Annotated in this window: 15 protein-coding genes; 11 read left to right on the top strand and 4 right to left on the bottom strand. The window is 71.4% G+C overall.

The features are described 5' to 3' along the window. On the bottom strand, positions 1-247 hold a 247-nt coding region (locus tag KIK05_RS43765; protein WP_250564445.1), incomplete at its 3' end, for an aldo/keto reductase. A gap of 255 nt (positions 248-502) precedes the next feature. On the opposite strand from KIK05_RS43765, the gene KIK05_RS43760 reads away from it, so the two are divergent. Then, the gene (locus KIK05_RS43760; protein ID WP_308250393.1) at positions 503-1,366 is read left to right on the top strand and encodes a helix-turn-helix transcriptional regulator; all 864 of its coding nucleotides are present in this window, start codon (positions 503-505) and stop codon (positions 1,364-1,366) included. A gap of 315 nt (positions 1,367-1,681) precedes the next feature. On the opposite strand, the gene KIK05_RS43755 is transcribed toward KIK05_RS43760, so the two are convergent. Both KIK05_RS43755 and KIK05_RS43750 read right to left on the bottom strand, forming a co-directional pair. After that, positions 1,682-2,911 (bottom strand): DUF349 domain-containing protein, encoded by a 1,230-nt coding sequence (locus KIK05_RS43755; RefSeq protein ID WP_214416825.1) that lies wholly within the window; start codon positions 2,909-2,911, stop codon positions 1,682-1,684. 59 nt (positions 2,912-2,970) lie between these two features. Continuing rightward, positions 2,971-3,834 carry a peptidylprolyl isomerase gene (locus KIK05_RS43750; RefSeq protein WP_308250392.1) on the bottom strand — a complete coding sequence of 288 codons (864 nt, stop codon included), beginning with the start codon at positions 3,832-3,834 and terminating at the stop codon, positions 2,971-2,973. Positions 3,835-4,025: 191 nt separating this feature from the next. Between KIK05_RS43750 and KIK05_RS43745 the strand changes: the two genes are divergently transcribed. The 3 genes from KIK05_RS43745 to aspS are packed head-to-tail and all read left to right on the top strand — an operon-like array spanning position 4,026 to position 7,734. Next, positions 4,026-4,709 (top strand): MBL fold metallo-hydrolase, encoded by a 684-nt coding sequence (locus KIK05_RS43745; protein WP_214416824.1) that lies wholly within the window; start codon positions 4,026-4,028, stop codon positions 4,707-4,709. Next, positions 4,709-5,968 carry a histidine--tRNA ligase gene (gene hisS / locus KIK05_RS43740; RefSeq protein WP_214416823.1) on the top strand — a complete coding sequence of 420 codons (1,260 nt, stop codon included), beginning with the start codon at positions 4,709-4,711 and terminating at the stop codon, positions 5,966-5,968. Before KIK05_RS43745 ends, hisS begins: the two co-directional genes overlap by 1 nt. Next, positions 5,965-7,734, top strand: a complete 1,770-nt coding sequence (gene aspS, locus KIK05_RS43735; RefSeq protein WP_214416822.1) for an aspartate--tRNA ligase — start codon at positions 5,965-5,967, stop codon at positions 7,732-7,734. Before hisS ends, aspS begins: the two co-directional genes overlap by 4 nt. 65 nt (positions 7,735-7,799) lie before the next feature. On the opposite strand, the gene KIK05_RS43730 is transcribed toward aspS, so the two are convergent. After that, positions 7,800-8,705: a peptidylprolyl isomerase gene (locus KIK05_RS43730; protein ID WP_308250391.1), complete on the bottom strand. Its 906-nt coding sequence runs from the start codon at positions 8,703-8,705 to the stop codon at positions 7,800-7,802. A gap of 310 nt (positions 8,706-9,015) precedes the next feature. On the opposite strand from KIK05_RS43730, the gene KIK05_RS43725 reads away from it, so the two are divergent. From KIK05_RS43725 to mltG, 7 genes are all read left to right on the top strand, one after another. Beyond that, positions 9,016-9,471, top strand: coding sequence for a DUF2231 domain-containing protein (locus tag KIK05_RS43725; RefSeq protein ID WP_214416820.1), 456 nt, complete (start codon positions 9,016-9,018; stop codon positions 9,469-9,471). Positions 9,472-9,497: 26 nt separating this feature from the next. Continuing rightward, on the top strand, positions 9,498-10,814 hold the full coding sequence (locus tag KIK05_RS43720) for a replication-associated recombination protein A (RefSeq protein ID WP_214416819.1): 1,317 nt from the start codon (positions 9,498-9,500) through the stop codon (positions 10,812-10,814). Positions 10,815-10,954: 140 nt separating this feature from the next. Beyond that, positions 10,955-11,341: a DUF948 domain-containing protein gene (locus KIK05_RS43715; RefSeq protein ID WP_214416818.1), complete on the top strand. Its 387-nt coding sequence runs from the start codon at positions 10,955-10,957 to the stop codon at positions 11,339-11,341. Beyond that, entirely contained in the window at positions 11,338-11,592 is a 255-nt protein-coding gene (locus KIK05_RS43710; protein WP_214416817.1) for a hypothetical protein, read from the top strand. The genes KIK05_RS43715 and KIK05_RS43710 overlap by 4 nt, the downstream gene beginning before the upstream one ends. Position 11,593: 1 nt before the next feature. Next, positions 11,594-14,263, top strand: a complete 2,670-nt coding sequence (gene alaS / locus KIK05_RS43705; RefSeq protein WP_214416816.1) for an alanine--tRNA ligase — start codon at positions 11,594-11,596, stop codon at positions 14,261-14,263. A 25-nt stretch (positions 14,264-14,288) separates the two neighbouring features. Continuing rightward, positions 14,289-14,786, top strand: a complete 498-nt coding sequence (ruvX, locus tag KIK05_RS43700) for a Holliday junction resolvase RuvX (protein ID WP_214416815.1) — start codon at positions 14,289-14,291, stop codon at positions 14,784-14,786. A 380-nt stretch (positions 14,787-15,166) separates the two neighbouring features. Continuing rightward, positions 15,167-16,318: an endolytic transglycosylase MltG gene (gene mltG / locus KIK05_RS43695; RefSeq protein WP_308250390.1), complete on the top strand. Its 1,152-nt coding sequence runs from the start codon at positions 15,167-15,169 to the stop codon at positions 16,316-16,318. Positions 16,319-16,394: the final 76 nt, after the last annotated feature.

Raw genomic sequence — 16,394 nt, 5'->3', positions numbered from 1 at the left:
GCAGGCCGGCGATCGCCTTGCCGACCAGCTCTTCGGAGTGGCCGAGTCCGTAGACGGCGGCGGTGTCGATCCAGTTGACGCCGGAGGCGATGGCGTGGCGGATCGCGGCGATCGACTCGGCGTCGTCAGTGGCGCCCCAGCTGAAACGCCAGCCGGACCCGGAGACCGCCCAGGAGCCGAAGCCGAGGCGGGTGATCTCCATGCCGGTGGTGCCGAAGGGGCGAGTGGGCAGCCGGTCGTTGCTCATGTCAGTGATGCTCTTTCCACAGACGTCCGGGACGGTCCCGCAGGCGAGGAGGCCGTGGCCGTCCCGCCCGATCGGGGTCCCGGTGCCGGAACCGTTCCGGCGAGAACCACTCTGGCGGCCCCGCGCCGGCCGACCCAGTGGCAGCCGGTGCCTGGGCACGGCGTGACCAGGCTGAGCCGTCCCTGGGGAAGGTGGGCGCCACGTGACCAGGCACCGGCGGCGCTCGGAGGGCGGCGGCCGGGGATACTAGAGCGCATGACACTGGACAGGCGTGCCGAGCTGGGCGAGTTCCTGCGATCGCGCAGGGCGCGGCTTCGCCCCGAGGAGCTGGGGCTGCCCTCCTTCGGCGGCCGGCGGCGCGTCCCCGGGCTGCGCAGGGAGGAGCTCGCCCAGCTGGCCGGGGTGAGCGTCGACCACTACGTCCGGCTGGAGCAGGGACGCACACTGCACTTCTCCGAGGAGGTGCTCGACGCCGTGGCCCGCGCGCTGCGGCTCGACCCGGTCGAGCGCGAGCACCTCCACCGGCTGGCGCGCCCCTGGTCGGAGTCCGACCGGGCGCAGGCCGCGCCGGAGCCGCAGCGGGTACGGCCCGGGCTGCGCCGGTTGCTCGACTCCGCGGCCGACGTGCCGGCGTACATCGTCGGCCGGAACACCGACGTGCTGGCCTGGAACCGTCTGGCGGCCGCGCTGATCATCGACTTCGGCGCGCTGCCGCCGCGTGAGCGGAACCTCGCGCGCCTGGTGTTCCTCGACGAGGGGATGCGGAGCCTGTACGCCGACTGGCGCGGCAAGGCGAGCGACGTGGCCGCCTACCTCCGGCTCGACGCCGGGCGTCACCCGGGCGATCCGCGCACCTCGGAGCTGATCGACGAGCTGTCGGCCGCGAGCCCGGACTTCCAGGAGGCCTGGGCGGAGCACAAGCTCAAGGACAAGACGCACGGCCGGTACGTGTACCTGCACCCGGTGGTCGGCCGGCTCGACCTGGGTTTCGAGACGCTGCGCCTGCCCGACGACCCCGACCAGGCGCTGATCGCCCACACGGTCGGGGAGGGCTCGCCGTCCGAGACCGCGCTGCGGCTGCTCGCCACATGGGCCGAGAGCCTCGCCCCGGTGCGCTGAACGCCGCAGCGGAGCACCGCGATGGTGTCGGGCCCGTTCGGCGCGACACGCCGGAGGGCGGAGCACCGGGCCGTCCCGGTCAGGCCGTGGCGGCGCTGTGAGCGGCTCAGGCCGCTCATGCCATCACTTCCGCGGGGGGGAGCGGGGCACGGGCCGCTGCCGGGCTCTGAGCCTCGTACAGCTCCGCCTCAGAGGCCGGCCCGCACACGCGACGGCGCCCCGATCACCCGGCCGAGCCGGGCCGTGCGATCGGGGCGCCGCAGGGAGAAGCCGTACGGCCGGGAGCGCCCGTCTCGGGACGCCCCCGGTGAGCCGTCAGGAGAACTCGGCGAGGGTGCGCTCGGCCTCCTCCAGCCAGGAGCGGCGGGCCGCGATGGCCTCCTCGGCCTCCTTGGCGTCCTTGTCCTTGCCGGCGGCCCGGGCCTTGGCCAGGCGGCCCTCAAGCTGCTCGATCGACTTGCGCAGCTGGTCGACGGTGTTCTGCGCCCGGGCGCGGGCCTCGGGGTTGGACCGCTTCCACTCGGCCTCCTCGGCCTTGCGGACGGCCTCGTCGACGCGGCGCAGCCCGCCTTCGAGCCGGTCCCTGGACTCGCGCGGCACCGGCCCGACGGCCTCCCAGCGCTCCAGGATCGCCCGCAGGGCGTTCCGGGCGGCGCGGGCGTCGGTGACGGGCAGGATGCGCTCGGCGTCGGCGAGGATGGCTTCCTTGGCCTCGGCGTTCTCGCGCAGCGAGGCGTCACGCTCGGCGAAGACCGCCGAGCGGGCCTGGAAGAACTGGTCCTGCGCGGCCTTGAACCTCGCCCACAGGTCGTCCTCGGCCTCCCTGGAAGCCCGCCCGGCGCTCTTCCAGCGCCGCATGAGCTCGCGGTAGGCCGAGGCCGTCTCACCCCAGTCGGTGGAGGTGGCGAGCGCCTCGGCCTCGCTGACGATGCGCTCCTTGATGTTGCGCACCGACTCGCGCTGCTCGTCGAGCCCGGCGAAGTAGGACTTGCGCCGCTTGGCGAACGCGGTGCGGGCCGCCGACAGCCGCTTCCACAGCGCGGCCTCGGTGACCCGGTCGATGCGCTCGGCGCCCTTCCACTCCTCGACGAGCTGCCGCAGCCGCTCGCCGCCGGACTTCCAGTGGGTCGTCTCCTCGGCGATCCGCTCCGCCTCGGTGACGATGCGCTCCTTGATCTCCCGGGACTGCGCCCGCGCCTGGTCGCGGGCGGCCTTCACCTCTTCGCGGCGCTTGCCGACGAGCTCGGTGAGCGCCCCGAGGCGTCCCTCGAGGGCCGCCAGGTCCCCGATGGCGTGCGCGCCGGTGACGGACTCGCGCAGCTTGGCGATCGACGCCTCGGCCTGCGCGGGCGGCAGGTCGGTGCCCCGGACGCGCTGCTCCAGCAGTTCCACCTGGGTCGCCAGCTCGTCGTACTTGCGATGGAAGTAGGCGAGGGCCTCCTCGGGTTCACCGGCCTGCCAGGACCCGACGGCCCGTTCTCCCTCAGCCGTACGAACGTAGACGGTGCCGTCGTCGTCTACCCGGCCCCACGGGTCGGTGCTCACCGTGTCCTCCCGCACTCGAATCAGCCTCCAGGACGCTACGCGCCCTTGGTTGTATTACGTCAGCTCTTGCCAGAGATTGTCACGCGTTTGATTTCGACCGGGTCCTTGGGAGCACCCGTGCCGTCGCCCGTACCCCCCGGCAGGACGCCCTTCTTACTTACATCGTCGAGGATTTTCAGCCCCTTTGTGACGGTACCGAACGGGGTGTAGCTGGGGGGCAGCTGGAGGTCCCCGAAGATGACGAAGAACTGGCTGCCGTTGGTGTTGGGGCCGCTGTTGGCCATCGCGACCACCCCGCGCGTGTACTTCGCCCCGCTGAGGTTCTCGTCGGCGAACTTGTAGCCCGGGCCGCCGGTGCCGTCGGTCTGGCTCTTGCCGTCGGCCTTGGCCAGCGGGTCGCCGCACTGCAGCATCGGGAACGCCGCCGGGCCCATCCGGTGGCACTTCGACCCGTCGAAGTACTTCTTCTTGGCCAGGAAGGCGAAGGAGTTCACCGTGCAGGGGGCCTTGTCGGTGGCCAGCTGCACCACGATGTCGCCGTGGTTGGTGGTGAGCGTCATGGTCTGCGCGGACTTGTCGGCCTTCGCCGGCGGCATGCCGACGTTCTTCACCTGGCCGCCCGAGCTGTCGGCGACGTAGTCACAGGTGCCGGTGGCCGCGTCGTACGGCTTGGGCGTGGGGCCCGCGGACGGCGCCGCGCTCGACTGCGCCGAGGGCGTGGCCGTGGCGGCCTCGGTCTTGGAGTCGCCGCCGCCGACGAGCGCGACGGCCGCGAAGATACCGCCCACGACGACCAGCACACCCGCGCTCGTGCCGATGATCGCTAGGCGCTTCTGCTTGGCCTGACGCTCGGCGCGCCGCGCCATCTGCCGTTCGTAATGCTCTCGTGCCAGCTGCTTTTGACGGTCCTTGCCGGTCGCCACGCTGTGCCCTCCCGACTGTCCGGATTGATCGCGTTTGGCGGCCTCGCAGGGTGACCGCCACCTTTATGGAGTGGGCGAATCGTATCGGCCTACGGGCGATGGTTCGCAGCCCGGCGACCCGCACCGGTACCCTTCGGTTACATTCCCATCCGCTTTCCTTGACGACAACGATCACACCGAGGACCGTTTCCGTGCTCATCGACGGCTTTCCCGCAGGCTCCTTCCAGGCCAACTGCTACGTCGTCGCTCCCGCCGCGGGCGAGGAGTGCGTGATCGTCGACCCAGGTCAGGACGCCGTCGCGGGCCTGGACGACATGCTGCGGAAGCACCGCCTCAAGCCGGTCGCCGTGCTGTGCACCCACGGTCACCTCGACCACGTGTGGTCCGTCGCGCCGGTCTGCGGAGCACGGGACGTGCCCGCCTGGATCCACCCCGAGGATCGCGAGCTGCTGACCGACCCCGGCAAGGGTTTCTCGCTCATGGCCCGGCAGCAGCTCTTCGGCGGGCTGACGTTCACCGAGCCCGACGACGTGCGCGAGCTGTCCGACGGCGCGGTGCTCGAGATCGCCGGCATGGCCATCACCGTCGACCACGCCCCCGGCCATACCAGGGGGTCGGTGACGTTCAGGCTTCCCGAGGAGCGTGTGATGTTCTCAGGAGACCTGTTGTTCGCCGGCTCCATCGGACGCAGCGATCTGCCGGGCGGCGACTACCCGACGATCCTCCGCAGTCTCGGAGCCAAGTGCCTGACGCTGCCGGACGACACGACGGTGCTGCCCGGTCACGGACCAGAGACGACGATCGGCCGCGAACGCGCCACCAACCCGTACCTCGCCGAGGCGGTGCCGTTCGCGGGCCCAACCAGGGGACTGTGATGAGCTTTCAGGCGCCCAAGGGCGTACCAGAATACTTCCCGCCGCGCTCGGCGACCTTCCTCGCGGTCCGCGAGGCGTTCGCCACCGCGGCGACCAGGGCCGGTTATTCCTACATCGAGGTGCCCGTCTTCGAGGACACCGAGCTGTTCGCGCGCGGCGTCGGCGAGTCGACCGACGTCGTCACCAAGGAGATGTACACCTTCGCCGACCGGGGCGGACGCTCGGTCACGCTGCGGCCCGAGTTCACCGCCGGAGTGCTGCGCTCGACGCTGGAGCACGGCCTGCACACCGGCCAGCTGCCGGTCAAGCTGTGGACCACCGGCCCCGCGTTCCGCTACGAGCGCCCGCAGGCGGGCCGTTACCGCCAGCTGCAGCAGTTCGACCTGGAGGCCATCGGCACCGAGGACCCCGCCGTCGACGCCGAGACCATCGCCATCGCGTGGGCCGGCTACCGGACGCTCGGGCTCACCCAGGTGCGGCTGCTGCTCAACACCCTCGGGTGCAAGCAGTGCCGCCCGGCCTACCGCGCCGCCCTGCAGGACTTCCTGCGCGGGCTCGACCTCGACGAGGCCACCCGGGCGCGCATCGAGGTCAACCCCCTGAGGGTCCTGGACGACAAGCGTCCCGAGGTGAAGGCCCAGGTCGAGAACGCCCCGCTGATCACCGACCACCTCTGCGCGTCCTGCAAGGCCCACCACGACAAGGTGCGCTCGCTGCTGGAGGACCTCGGCGTGCCCTGGGAGGACACCCCGCGGCTGGTGCGCGGCCTCGACTACTACACTCGCACCACCTACGAGTTCGACCACCCGCTGCTCGGCGCGCAGTCGGGCATCGGGGGCGGCGGCCGCTACGACGGGCTGTCGGAGGACATCGGCGGCCCCGCGCTGCCCGGCATCGGCTTCGCCGTCGGCGTCGACCGCATCATCCTCGCCGTGGAGGCCGAGGGCCTCGCCCGTGAGACCCCCGCCCGCGTCGAGGTGTACGGCGTGCCGCTGGGCGAGGATGCCGCCAGGCGCATGTTCACGCTCGTCCACGAGCTGCGCCGGGCCGGGGTCGCCGCCGACATGGCCTTCGACGGCAAGGGGCTCAAGGGGGCCATGAAGGGCGCCGACCGCTCGGGCGCCACCTACGCGGTGATCCTCGGCGAGCGCGACATCGCCGCCGGGTCCGCCCAGGTGAAGGACCTGGCGAGTGGCGAGCAGACCGCCGTGCCACTCGCCGAGATCGTCACGACCCTTAAGGAGAAGCTGACCACATGATCCGCACGCACACCGCCGGATCGCTGCGCAGGGAGCACACCGGCCAGCAGGTGACGCTGGCCGGGTGGGTGGCACGCCGCCGCGACCACGGCGGCGTGGTCTTCATCGACCTGCGCGACGCCTCCGGCACGGCGCAGGTGGTCTTCCGCGAGGAGGACCACGCGCACGACCTCCGCTCGGAGTACTGCGTCAGGATCGTCGGAGAGGTCCGCAGCCGCCCCGAGGGCAACGAGAACCCCGACCTGCCCACCGGCGAGATCGAGGTCGTCGCCTCCGAGGTCGAGGTGCTGAGCGAGTCGGCGCCGCTGCCGTTCCCGATCGAGGGGCACACCGGGGTGTCGGAGGAGGCGCGGCTGAAGTACCGCTACCTCGACATCCGCCGCCAGCAGGTCGCAGGCGCCCTGCGCGTCCGCTCCACCGCGACCTACCTCGCCCACGAGGTCATGCGCGAGCACGGCTTCGTGTACGTCGAGACGCCCGACCTCACCCGCTCGACCCCCGAGGGCGCCCGCGACTTCCTGGTGCCCGTGCGCCTGCAGCCCGGCAACTGGTACGCCCTGCCGCAGTCGCCGCAGCTGTTCAAGCAGCTGCTCATGGTCGGCGGCCTGGAGCGCTACTACCAGCTGGCCCGCTGCTTCCGCGACGAGGACCTGCGGGCCGACCGGCAGCCGGAGTTCACCCAGATCGACGTCGAGATGTCGTTCGTCGACCAGGAAGACGTTATGGCCCTCGGCGAGGCGCTGATCGGCCGTGTGTGGAAGGAGACGGTGGGGTACGAGCTGCCCTCGCCGCTTCCCCGGCTCACCTACCGCGAGGCGATGTCCCGCTTCGGCTCCGACAAGCCCGACCTGCGGTTCGGTTGCGAGCTGGTCGAGCTGACCGACTACTTCGCGAACACGCCGTTCCGGGTGTTCCAGGCGCCGTACGTCGGGGCCGTGGTGATGCCGGGCGGCGCCTCCCAGACCCGCAAGGAGCTCGACGCCTGGCAGGACTGGGCCAAGTCCCGCGGCGCCCGCGGCCTGGCGTACGTCCTGGTGGGCCAGGACGGCGAGCTGGGCGGCCCGGTCGCCAAGAACCTCTCTGAGGAGGAGCGCGCCGGGCTGGCCGCCGCCGCGGGCGCCTCACCGGGCGACGCGGTCTTCTTCGCCGCCGGTGTGCCGTCGCACTCGCGCGACCTGCTGGGCGCCGCGCGTCTCGAGATCGGGCGGCGCTGCGGCCTGATCGATGAGTCGCAGTGGAGCTTCCTGTGGGTGGTCGACGCCCCCATGTTCGAGCCGGTGCTCGACGAGGTGGGCCGCCAGACCGGCTGGACGGCCGTGCACCACCCGTTCACCGGCCCCAAGCCCGAATGGGCCGACACCTTCCACGAGCAGCCCGGCGAGGCCCTGGCGTACGCCTACGACATGGTCTGCAACGGCATGGAGATCGGTGGCGGCTCGATCCGTATCCACCGGGCCGAGATGCAGCAGCGCGTGTTCGAGGTGCTCGGCATCTCCAAGGAGGAGGCCGAGAGCAAGTTCGGCTTCCTGCTGGAGGCCTTCAAGTACGGCCCGCCGCCGCACGGCGGCATCGCCTACGGCTGGGACCGCATCTGCATGCTGCTGGCGGGCGGCGAGTCGATCCGTGACGTCATCGCCTTCCCGAAGACCGCCTCGGGCTTCGACCCGCTGACCGGCGCTCCCACGCCGATCACGGCCGAGCAGCGCAAGGAGGCGGGCGTCGACGCGGCCAAGGGGGCCGCGGCGGGCAAGGCCACCGAGGCCTGACGCCACCGCTCCACGACGAAGGCCCCGGCGCTCGGCGCCGGGGCCTTCGTGCGTCGCGTGGGCGACTAGTGGGAGACGGTCACGTTCTTGATGATGACGGGCAGCTTGGGCGCGTTGGAGCCCTCGCCCCTGACGTCGTTCAGCGGGTCGCCGTTGAAGGGGATGATGCCGCCCTTGGCGATCTTGTCGACGACGTCCATGCCCTTCACCACGACGCCGAACGGTGTGTACGGCTCGCCCTGGGCGGCGAGCTGGGTGTTCTCGTCGGAGAACGAGATCCAGAACTGGCTGCCGTTGGAGTTGGCGTCCTCGCCGCCCTGGGCCATGGCGACGGTGCCCCGGGTGTAGGGGATGCCGTTGAGGTTCTCGTCGCCGAACAGGTAGCCCGGTCCGCCGGTGCCGTCCTCCTTGCTCTTGCCGTCGCCCTTGGCCAGCGGGTCGCCGCACTGCAGCATGCCGAGCCCGGTGGTCTCCGGGGTCGCCAGGCGGTGGCAGCGGGTGTTGTCGAAGTAGTTCTTCTTGGCGAGGAACTCGAAGGAGTTGACCGTGCACGGCGCCTGTGCGGTGGCGAGCTGGATGACGATCTGACCCTGGCTGGTGTCGAGCGTCATCGTCTTGGCCTTCATGTCCGGCTTCGACGGCGGCATGCCGACCTTCTTGGCCGGCGAGCCACTGTCGTCCTTCCGGTATTGGCACGTCACAGCGGCCGGCTTGGCCGTGGAGCTGGGCAGCGCGACGGGCGCCGAAGCGCTGGCAGAGGCCGAGGGCGCTGCGGACGTGCTGGCGGCGGCGCTCGGCTTGGGGTCCGACTTGCCCCCCATGAGCGTGGTGGCGGCGATGACGCCGCCGACGACGACCACGACCCCCACACCGGCGCCGATCACGGTGTTCCGCTTGGACGTGCCGGTGTTGTTGGCGCGCTGTTCCTGACGCTCGCGGTGCTCCCGTGCCAGCTGGGTCTGGCGATCCACGTCGGTCACGGTATGCCTTCCATTTGCCGATAGATGACTTTAGGTGCTCGGGAATCGTACCGGGCCTTTACGTTGAGCCCGTATAAAACGCCCAGTTGGGGCCAAGTGGTAGATCATGGATCAGCACCGGCCCTACCATCCTTGACGTGCGGAAAGTTGTTGAGAGGAATTCCTTATGATGGCTTGACGACGGCTTGGGGATGATCTGATTCGCGTGTGGCCGGAGGGGGCGGCCGCGCGGCCAGGCCGTCCCGGGAACCGCGTGGAGCCGGTCCGCACAGGGGACGAGCCACAACGACCAGGAGCGCACATGTTCGACCAGATCTTCGGCCTACCGGCCCACCCCCTGATCATCCACGCCGCGGTGATGTTCATCCCGTTGCTCGCCGCCGGCTCGGTCGTCTACGGCCTCGTGCCGCGCGTACGCCCCTCGATCGCCTGGGCGGTGGTGCTGCTCGGCATCGCCGCCCCCATCACCGCCTTCGTCGCCAAGGAGAGCGGGGAGGCGCTCGAGCACGGGCGGTTCGCGGGCGCCGGCGGCGCGCTGCACGAGCGCATCGAGGAGCACTCCTCCTACGCCAACCCCCTGGTCCTGAGCACCCTCGGACTCGCCGTGTCGTCCCTGCTGCTCGTGTACGCCTCGCGCAGGCTCGGGAAGACCACCACCGCGATCCTCACCGTCACGACCGTCGTCCTCGCCCTCGCCGCCGGCTTCTTCGTCATCAGGGCCGGTCACACGGGAGCCACCGCGGCCTGGGCCCAGTAGCCGCCGCCGGCGGTAGTGTCGGGCGCGTGGACAGTTTGTTCGATTCCGCGGCGGAGGAGGCCCACAAGGGGCAGGAGCCGCTGGCCGTGCGCATGCGGCCCCGCAGCCTCGACGAGGTGATCGGCCAGCGCCACCTTCTCGGGCAGGGCACCCCCCTGCGACGGCTGGTCGAGAGCGACGCCCCCATGTCGCTGTTCCTGTGGGGCCCGCCCGGCACGGGCAAGACCACCCTCGCCTACGTCGTCGCCGGGGTGACCAAGCGGAGGTTCATCGAGGTCTCGGCCGTCTCCGCCGGGGTCAAGGAGGTCCGCGCGGCGATCGACCAGGCCAAACGCGACCTCGGCATGACCGGCCGCCAGACGGTGCTGTTCGTCGACGAGGTGCACCGCTTCAACAAGGCCCAGCAGGACGCCCTGCTGCCCGCCGTCGAGAACCGCTGGGTCACCTTCATCGGCGCCACCACCGAGAACCCCTTCTTCTCGGTGATCTCGCCCCTGCTCTCCCGCTCGCTGCTGCTGACGCTGGAGTCGCTGTCGGAGGACGACATCCGGGCCGTCCTCGAGCGCGCCGTGACCGATCCCCGGGGCCTCGGCGGCAAGGTGCGGCTCGCGCCCGAGGCCGCCGGCCATCTCGTACGCCTGGCCGGGGGCGACGCGCGCCGCTCGCTGACCTACCTGGAGGCGGCGGCGCTGCTCGTCCCCGAGGGCGAGATCACGGTCGAGACCGTCGAGAAGGCGGTCGACAAGGCGGCCGTCCGCTACGACAGGCAGGGCGACCAGCACTACGACGTGATCAGCGCGTTCATCAAGAGCATGCGCGGCTCCGACGTCGACGCCGCGCTGCACTACCTCGCCCGCATGATCGAGGCGGGGGAGGACCCCCGCTTCCTCGCCCGGCGCATCATGATCTTCGCCTCCGAGGACGTCGGCATGGCCGACCCGACGTGCCTGCAGGTCGCGGTGGCCGCGGCCCAGGCCGTGCAGATGGTCGGCCTCCCCGAAGGCCGGCTCAACCTCGCCCAGGCGGTCATCCACTGCGCGCTCGCCCCCAAGTCGAACGCCGTCATCAAGGCCATCGGGGCCGCCGCCGACGACGTGCGGCGCGGCCTGATCGGCCAGGTGCCCAACCATCTGCGCGACGGGCACTACCCCGGCGCCGCCAAGCTCGGCCACGGCAAGGGCTACCAGTACCCCCACGACTTCGAGCACGGCCTGGTCAAGCAGGACTACGCCCCCGAGGAGGTGCGCGGCCGCCGCTACTACGAGCCCACGAGGCACGGCGGCGAGGCCTACTTCGCCGACCGCTGGGTGAAGATCCGCGAGTTCCTGCGCGGCCGGTCCTGACCGTCCCCGCGGCGCCCCGGACGTTCCCGCCATGGCGTGCTGGGCACGGGCCGGTGGTCAAGGCGCGATAGGGTCTCCCCATTCCACCGACCCAGCCGGGCCGCACAATCCGTAGGTCACCTACGAGGGGACGCACCGTCATGCTTACCGCGGGAGAGGTCGCCGGCCTCATCGTCGCAATGTTCTGGGCGATACTCGTCTGCTTCCTTGCCGTCGTGCTCGTGAGGCTGGCCCGGCTGATCACCCAGACCACCAAGATGGTCGCCGACCTGAGCGACAGGGTGGTCCCGCTCCTCGACGACGTCAGCGTCACGGTCAACGAGACCAACCGGCAGCTGGTCACCGTGGAGGCCATCGCCGGGAACATGAAGGAGGTCAGCGGCGACATGGCGAAGGTCACCGGGGTCGTCTCCACGGTGTTCGCCACGCCGCTGATCAAGGCCGCGGCGCTCGTGCACGGCCTGCGCGTGGCCGCCGCCCGCAGGCGGCAGGCGGCGCTGCCCTCGTCCGAGAGGCGGCACCCGTGATCCGGCGGCTGTTCTACATGGCCATCGGGGCGTACATCGCGCTCTGGGTGCTGCGTAAGCTGCAAACGTTGAAGCCCGACCACGTCGCGCGCCGCGCCGCCGACCGGGCCACCGGTCTCCTCGGTGACGCGCGCCTGTTCGCCGGCGAGGTCCGGCGCCTGGCGGCCGGCAGGGAAACCGAGTTGCGAGAGCGCTTCGGCATCGACAGTGTTAAAGAAACCCACCGTAACGACGAAAAGGATGGCCGCTGAAATGGAGTCGGCAGAGATCGCCCGCCGCTTCCTGCGCTTCTTCGAGGAGCGCGGACACACTGTCGTGCCCTCGGCCAGCCTTGTCGCCGAGGACCCGACTCTGCTGCTGGTCAACGCGGGCATGGTGCCCTTCAAGCCCTACTTCCTGGGCCAGAAGAAGCCGCCGTACCCCAGGGCCACCAGCGTCCAGAAGTGCGTGCGCACCCTCGACATCGACGAGGTCGGCAAGACCACCCGGCACGCCAGTTTCTTCCAGATGCTCGGCAACTTCTCCTTCGGCGACTACTTCAAGGAGCAGGCGATCCCGTACGCCTGGGAGCTGCTCACCAAGCCGGAGTCCGAGGGCGGCTTCGGCTTCCCCGAGGAGCGCATGTGGGCCACCGTCTACCACGACGACGACGAGGCCTACGAGATCTGGCGCAAGGTGGGCGTGCCGGCCGAGCGCATCCAGCGCCGCGGCCTGGCCGACAACTACTGGCACATGGGCGTGCCCGGCCCCGGCGGCCCCTGCTCCGAGATCTACTACGACCGCGGCCCCGAGTACGGTCAGGACGGCGGCCCCGAGGCCGACGAGAACCGCTACCTCGAGGTCTGGAACAACGTCTTCATGCAGTTCCAGCTCAGCACGGTCCGTAGCAAGATCGACTTCGACATCCAGGGCGAGCTGCCCGCCAAGAGCGTCGACACCGGCATGGGCCTGGAGCGCATGGCGGCGATCCTGCAGGGCGTCGACAACATCTACGAGATCGACACCACCTACAAGATCCTCGACCGCGCGGCCGAGCTGACCAAGTCGCGCTACGGCCGCAGCGGCCGCTCCGACGTCTCGCTGCGCGTGGTCGCCGACCACATGCGCGCGGGCGTCATGCTCGTCGGCGACGGCGTGCTGCCCTCCAACGAGGGCCGCGGATACGTCCTGCGCCGCATGCTGCGCCGCGCCATCCGCAACCTCCGCCTGCTCGGCGCGGGCGACGAGCGCTACATGCACGAGCTCACCGCCACCACCATCGAGGCGATGGGCGCGCTGTACCCCGAGCTGAAGGCCGACGCGGCCCACATCCACACGGTGATCGACGCCGAGGAGACCTCCTTCCTCGGCACCCTGCGCACCGGCACCGCGATCTTCGACGCGGCCGTCGAGGAGACCAAGCGCAAGGGCGCGGCCACGCTCGCGGGCAGCCAGGCGTTCCAGCTCCACGACACCTACGGCTTCCCGATCGACCTCACCCTGGAGATGGCGGCCGAGCAGGGCCTGCAGGTCGACGAAGAGGGCTTCCGCCGCCTGATGAAGGAGCAGCGCGACCGCGCCAAGGCCGACTCGGCGGCCAAGAAGACCGGCAACCTCGACGTCTCGGTGCTCGGCGAGATCCTCGACCGCTCCGGCAAGGTCGACTTCCTCGGCTACGACCACACCACCGCCGAGGGCACCGTCGTCGGCGTGCTGGTCGACGGCGCGTCCGTCGCCGCGGCGGGCGCGGGCAGCACCGTCGAGATCGTCCTCGACCGCACCCCGTTCTACGCCGAGGGCGGCGGCCAGCTGTCCGACCAGGGCGTGATCCGCACGAGCGGCGCCCAGGTCGAGATCGTCGACGTCCAGTCGCCGTTCGCCGGCCTGGTGGTCCACCGCGGCAAGGTCAGCTCCGGCGAGATCCGCGTGGGCGACCCGGCGCAGTCCGAGATCGACGTCGAGCGCCGCCGCGCGATCTCCCGCAGCCACACCGCGACCCACCTGGTGCATCGCGGGTTCCGCAACGCCCTTGGCGAGAGCGCCGCGCAGGCCGGCTCCGAGAACTCCCCGGGCCGCTTCCGCTTCGACTTCACCGCGGCCGGGGCGGTCTCGCCGACCGTGCTGCGCGACGTCGAGGACGAGGTCAACGCCATCCTGATCAACGACCTCAAGGTCCACGCCTACCACACCTCGCTCAGCGAGGCCCGCGCGATGGGCGCGCTGGCGCTGTTCGGTGAGAAGTACGGCGACGAGGTCCGCATCGTCGAGGTCGGCGACTACTCCCGCGAGCTGTGCGGCGGCACCCACGTGGCCAGCTCGGGGCAGCTCGGCCTGGTCAAGGTGCTCGGCGAGTCGTCCATCGGCGCCGGCGTGCGCCGCGTGGAGGCGCTGGTCGGCCTGGACGCCTTCCGCTTCCTCGCCCGCGAGAGCGTGCTGGTCGCCCAGCTCAGCGAGCAGCTCAAGGCCCGGCGCGAGGAGCTTCCCGAGCGCATCGAGGGCATCGTCGGCCGCCTGCGCACCGCCGAGCGCGAGCTCGAGAAGCTCCGCTCCGCCCAGGTGCTCGCCGTGGCGGGCGAGCTCGCCGCCGCGGCCCGCGACGTCGAGGGCGTATCGGTCGTCACCCACCGCGCGCCTGACGGCACTTCGCCCGATGACCTGCGTAAACTCGCTCTCGATGTGCGTGGTCGATTCCCCGGGGACCGCGCTGCGGTGATCGTTGTCGCCGGTGTCCCCACCGACCGGCCGGTCGTGGTCGCCGCCGTGAACGATGCGGGGCGCGGCCGGGGCCTTGCGGCCGGACGACTGGTCGGCGTCGCCGCCAAGGCACTTGGGGGTGGCGGTGGCGGTAAGGATGACGTCGCTCAGGGAGGCGGAGCCCGTCCTGAGGCGATCGGCGAGGCGCTCGGCGCCGTCGAGCACGCGATCCGGGAGGCCGTCTCCTGATCGGGCACTTCTCACGGAGACCGGCATGAGGCGCGGAGTGCGCCTCGGCGTCGACGTGGGGTCGGTCCGCGTCGGCGTGGCCCGCAGCGATCCTTCGGGGCTGCTGGCCACGCCCGTGGAGACCGTGCGGCGCGGCCGGGATGATCTCGACCGCATCGCCGAGATCGCCGGCGAGCACGAGGCGATCGAGGTGGTCGTCGGCCTGCCCACCTCGCTGTCCGGCCGCGAGAGCCACGCCGCGGGCCTCGCCCGCGACTACGCCCGCCGCCTGGCCGCGCGCCTGGCCCCGACGCCCGTCCGGCTCTACGACGAGCGGCTGACCACCGTCACCGCCCAGCAGGGCCTGCGGGCGAGCGGCGTCAAGGCCAGGAACCAGCGGGCGATGGTCGACCAGGCGGCGGCGGTGGTGCTGTTGCAGGCCGCCCTGGACGCCGAGCGGGCGAGCGGCGCCCCACCGGGCAGACCCGTCGAGCCGCCGGGGCAGCGCCCCGGCGGGGAATCGAGTGCCGGGCCGGCGAGGTGACCCGCCCCGGCGTCCCCGCCGAGGGCGAGGACGTGAGCCCCGAGGACGTCTCCGGCACCGCGAAGGCCGCACCGGACGACCGTGTCGCCGAGGCGGAGCCGGAGGACCACAGCGGGAAGCCCGTCCCGTCGGCGGGCACGCCCGGCCCGTCAGCTGAGCACGGCGAGGCCGGTCCGCACGGTGCAGGTGGTGCGCCCGGCGAGGCCGGTTCATCGAGTCCGGGTGGATCGCCCAGCGAGGGCGCTCCGTCCGGTTCAGGCGATTCGCCCAGCGAGGGTGGTTCCTCCGATCCGGGCGATTCGCCCAACGCCGGTGGTTCCTCCGGTCCGGGTGGTTCCTCCGACGACCACGGTTCGCCCAGCGAGGGTGGTTCGCCCGGCGTGGAGGGCGAGGCGGGCGACGGTGGTTCGCCAGAGGAGGGGAGCGACGCCGGCGAGCTCATCGCCTTCACCGACGACGAGGAGCCCGAGGACGACGACGCGCGGCGGGCGCGCAGCCGCCGTACGCTCCTGCTGCTGGCGGGAGGCGGCACCGCCGTGCTGGTCGCCGCCGGGCTCGCCGGGGCGCTCGCGCTCGTGCACCCCCTCATGGGCCCCGACGACTTCCAGGGCCAGGGGGCGGGCTCCGTCGTCGTCGAGATCCCCCCGGGCGCGAGCGCCGGTCAGATCGCCGAGGTCCTCGCCCGCGCGGGGGTGGTGGCGAGCGCCAGGGCGTTCGTCGGGGCCGTCGAGCAGCGCGGCGAGGAAGGCAATCTCAGACCCGGACGCTACCGGCTGCGCAGGCGCATGGCGGCGGCCTCGGCCCTCGACCTGCTTCTGGCGCCGGGATCCCGGATCCGCAGGCGCGTTCTGATCCCCGAGGGCCTGCGCGGGGTCGAGACGGCCGCCCGCCTGGCCCAGGGCACGGGCCTGCCCGCCGACCAGTTCACCGCGATCATCGCCAAGCCGGACGGCCTCGGACTGCCGGCGTACGCCAAGGGGGCCGCCGAGGGGTTCCTGTTCCCCGCCACCTACGACGTGGAACGTGCCACGACGCCGCGCGATCTGGTGCGGGCGATGATCCGCAGGTTCAGGCACGCCGCCGCGCACCTCGACCTGGAGGAGGGGGCCAAGAAGATCCACCTCCACCCCCGTGAGGTGGTCATCGTCGCCAGCATCGCCCAGGCGGAGGGGGGCCGGGTCGACGACTATCCGAAGATCGCCAGGGTGATCTACAATCGCCTGGCGTCCGGAGCCAAGCTGGAGATGGACAGCACGGTGATGTACGGCCTGGGCAAGCACGGCATCGTGGCGTCGAACGCCGAGATCAAGCGCGACACCCCCTACAACACCTACATGCATCGAGGCCTGCCGCCCGGGCCGATCAGCAACCCCGGGGAGGCGGCACTCCGAGCGGCGCTCCAACCAGCTAAGGGTGATTGGTACTGGTTTGTCACGATTGACCCAGAGCATAGAATCACGAAATTCACCGACAAAGAGAGTGAGTTCGTGAAGTTGCGGGAAGAGCTGAACAAACGTCTCGGGCAGCACTGATGCCCGGCGTCGCAGCCACTGCCTCGCGTACGCGCTCGGTCCTCCGGCCCGGCGCGGCCCCGCAGGCGGAGACGGC

This window comes from Sphaerisporangium fuscum, assembly GCF_018531465.1.
GTDB classification, from domain to species: domain Bacteria; phylum Actinomycetota; class Actinomycetes; order Streptosporangiales; family Streptosporangiaceae; genus Sphaerisporangium; species Sphaerisporangium fuscum.
Note: the sequence above shows the minus strand (reverse complement) of the source record. Positions and strands in the feature narration are given on the sequence as shown.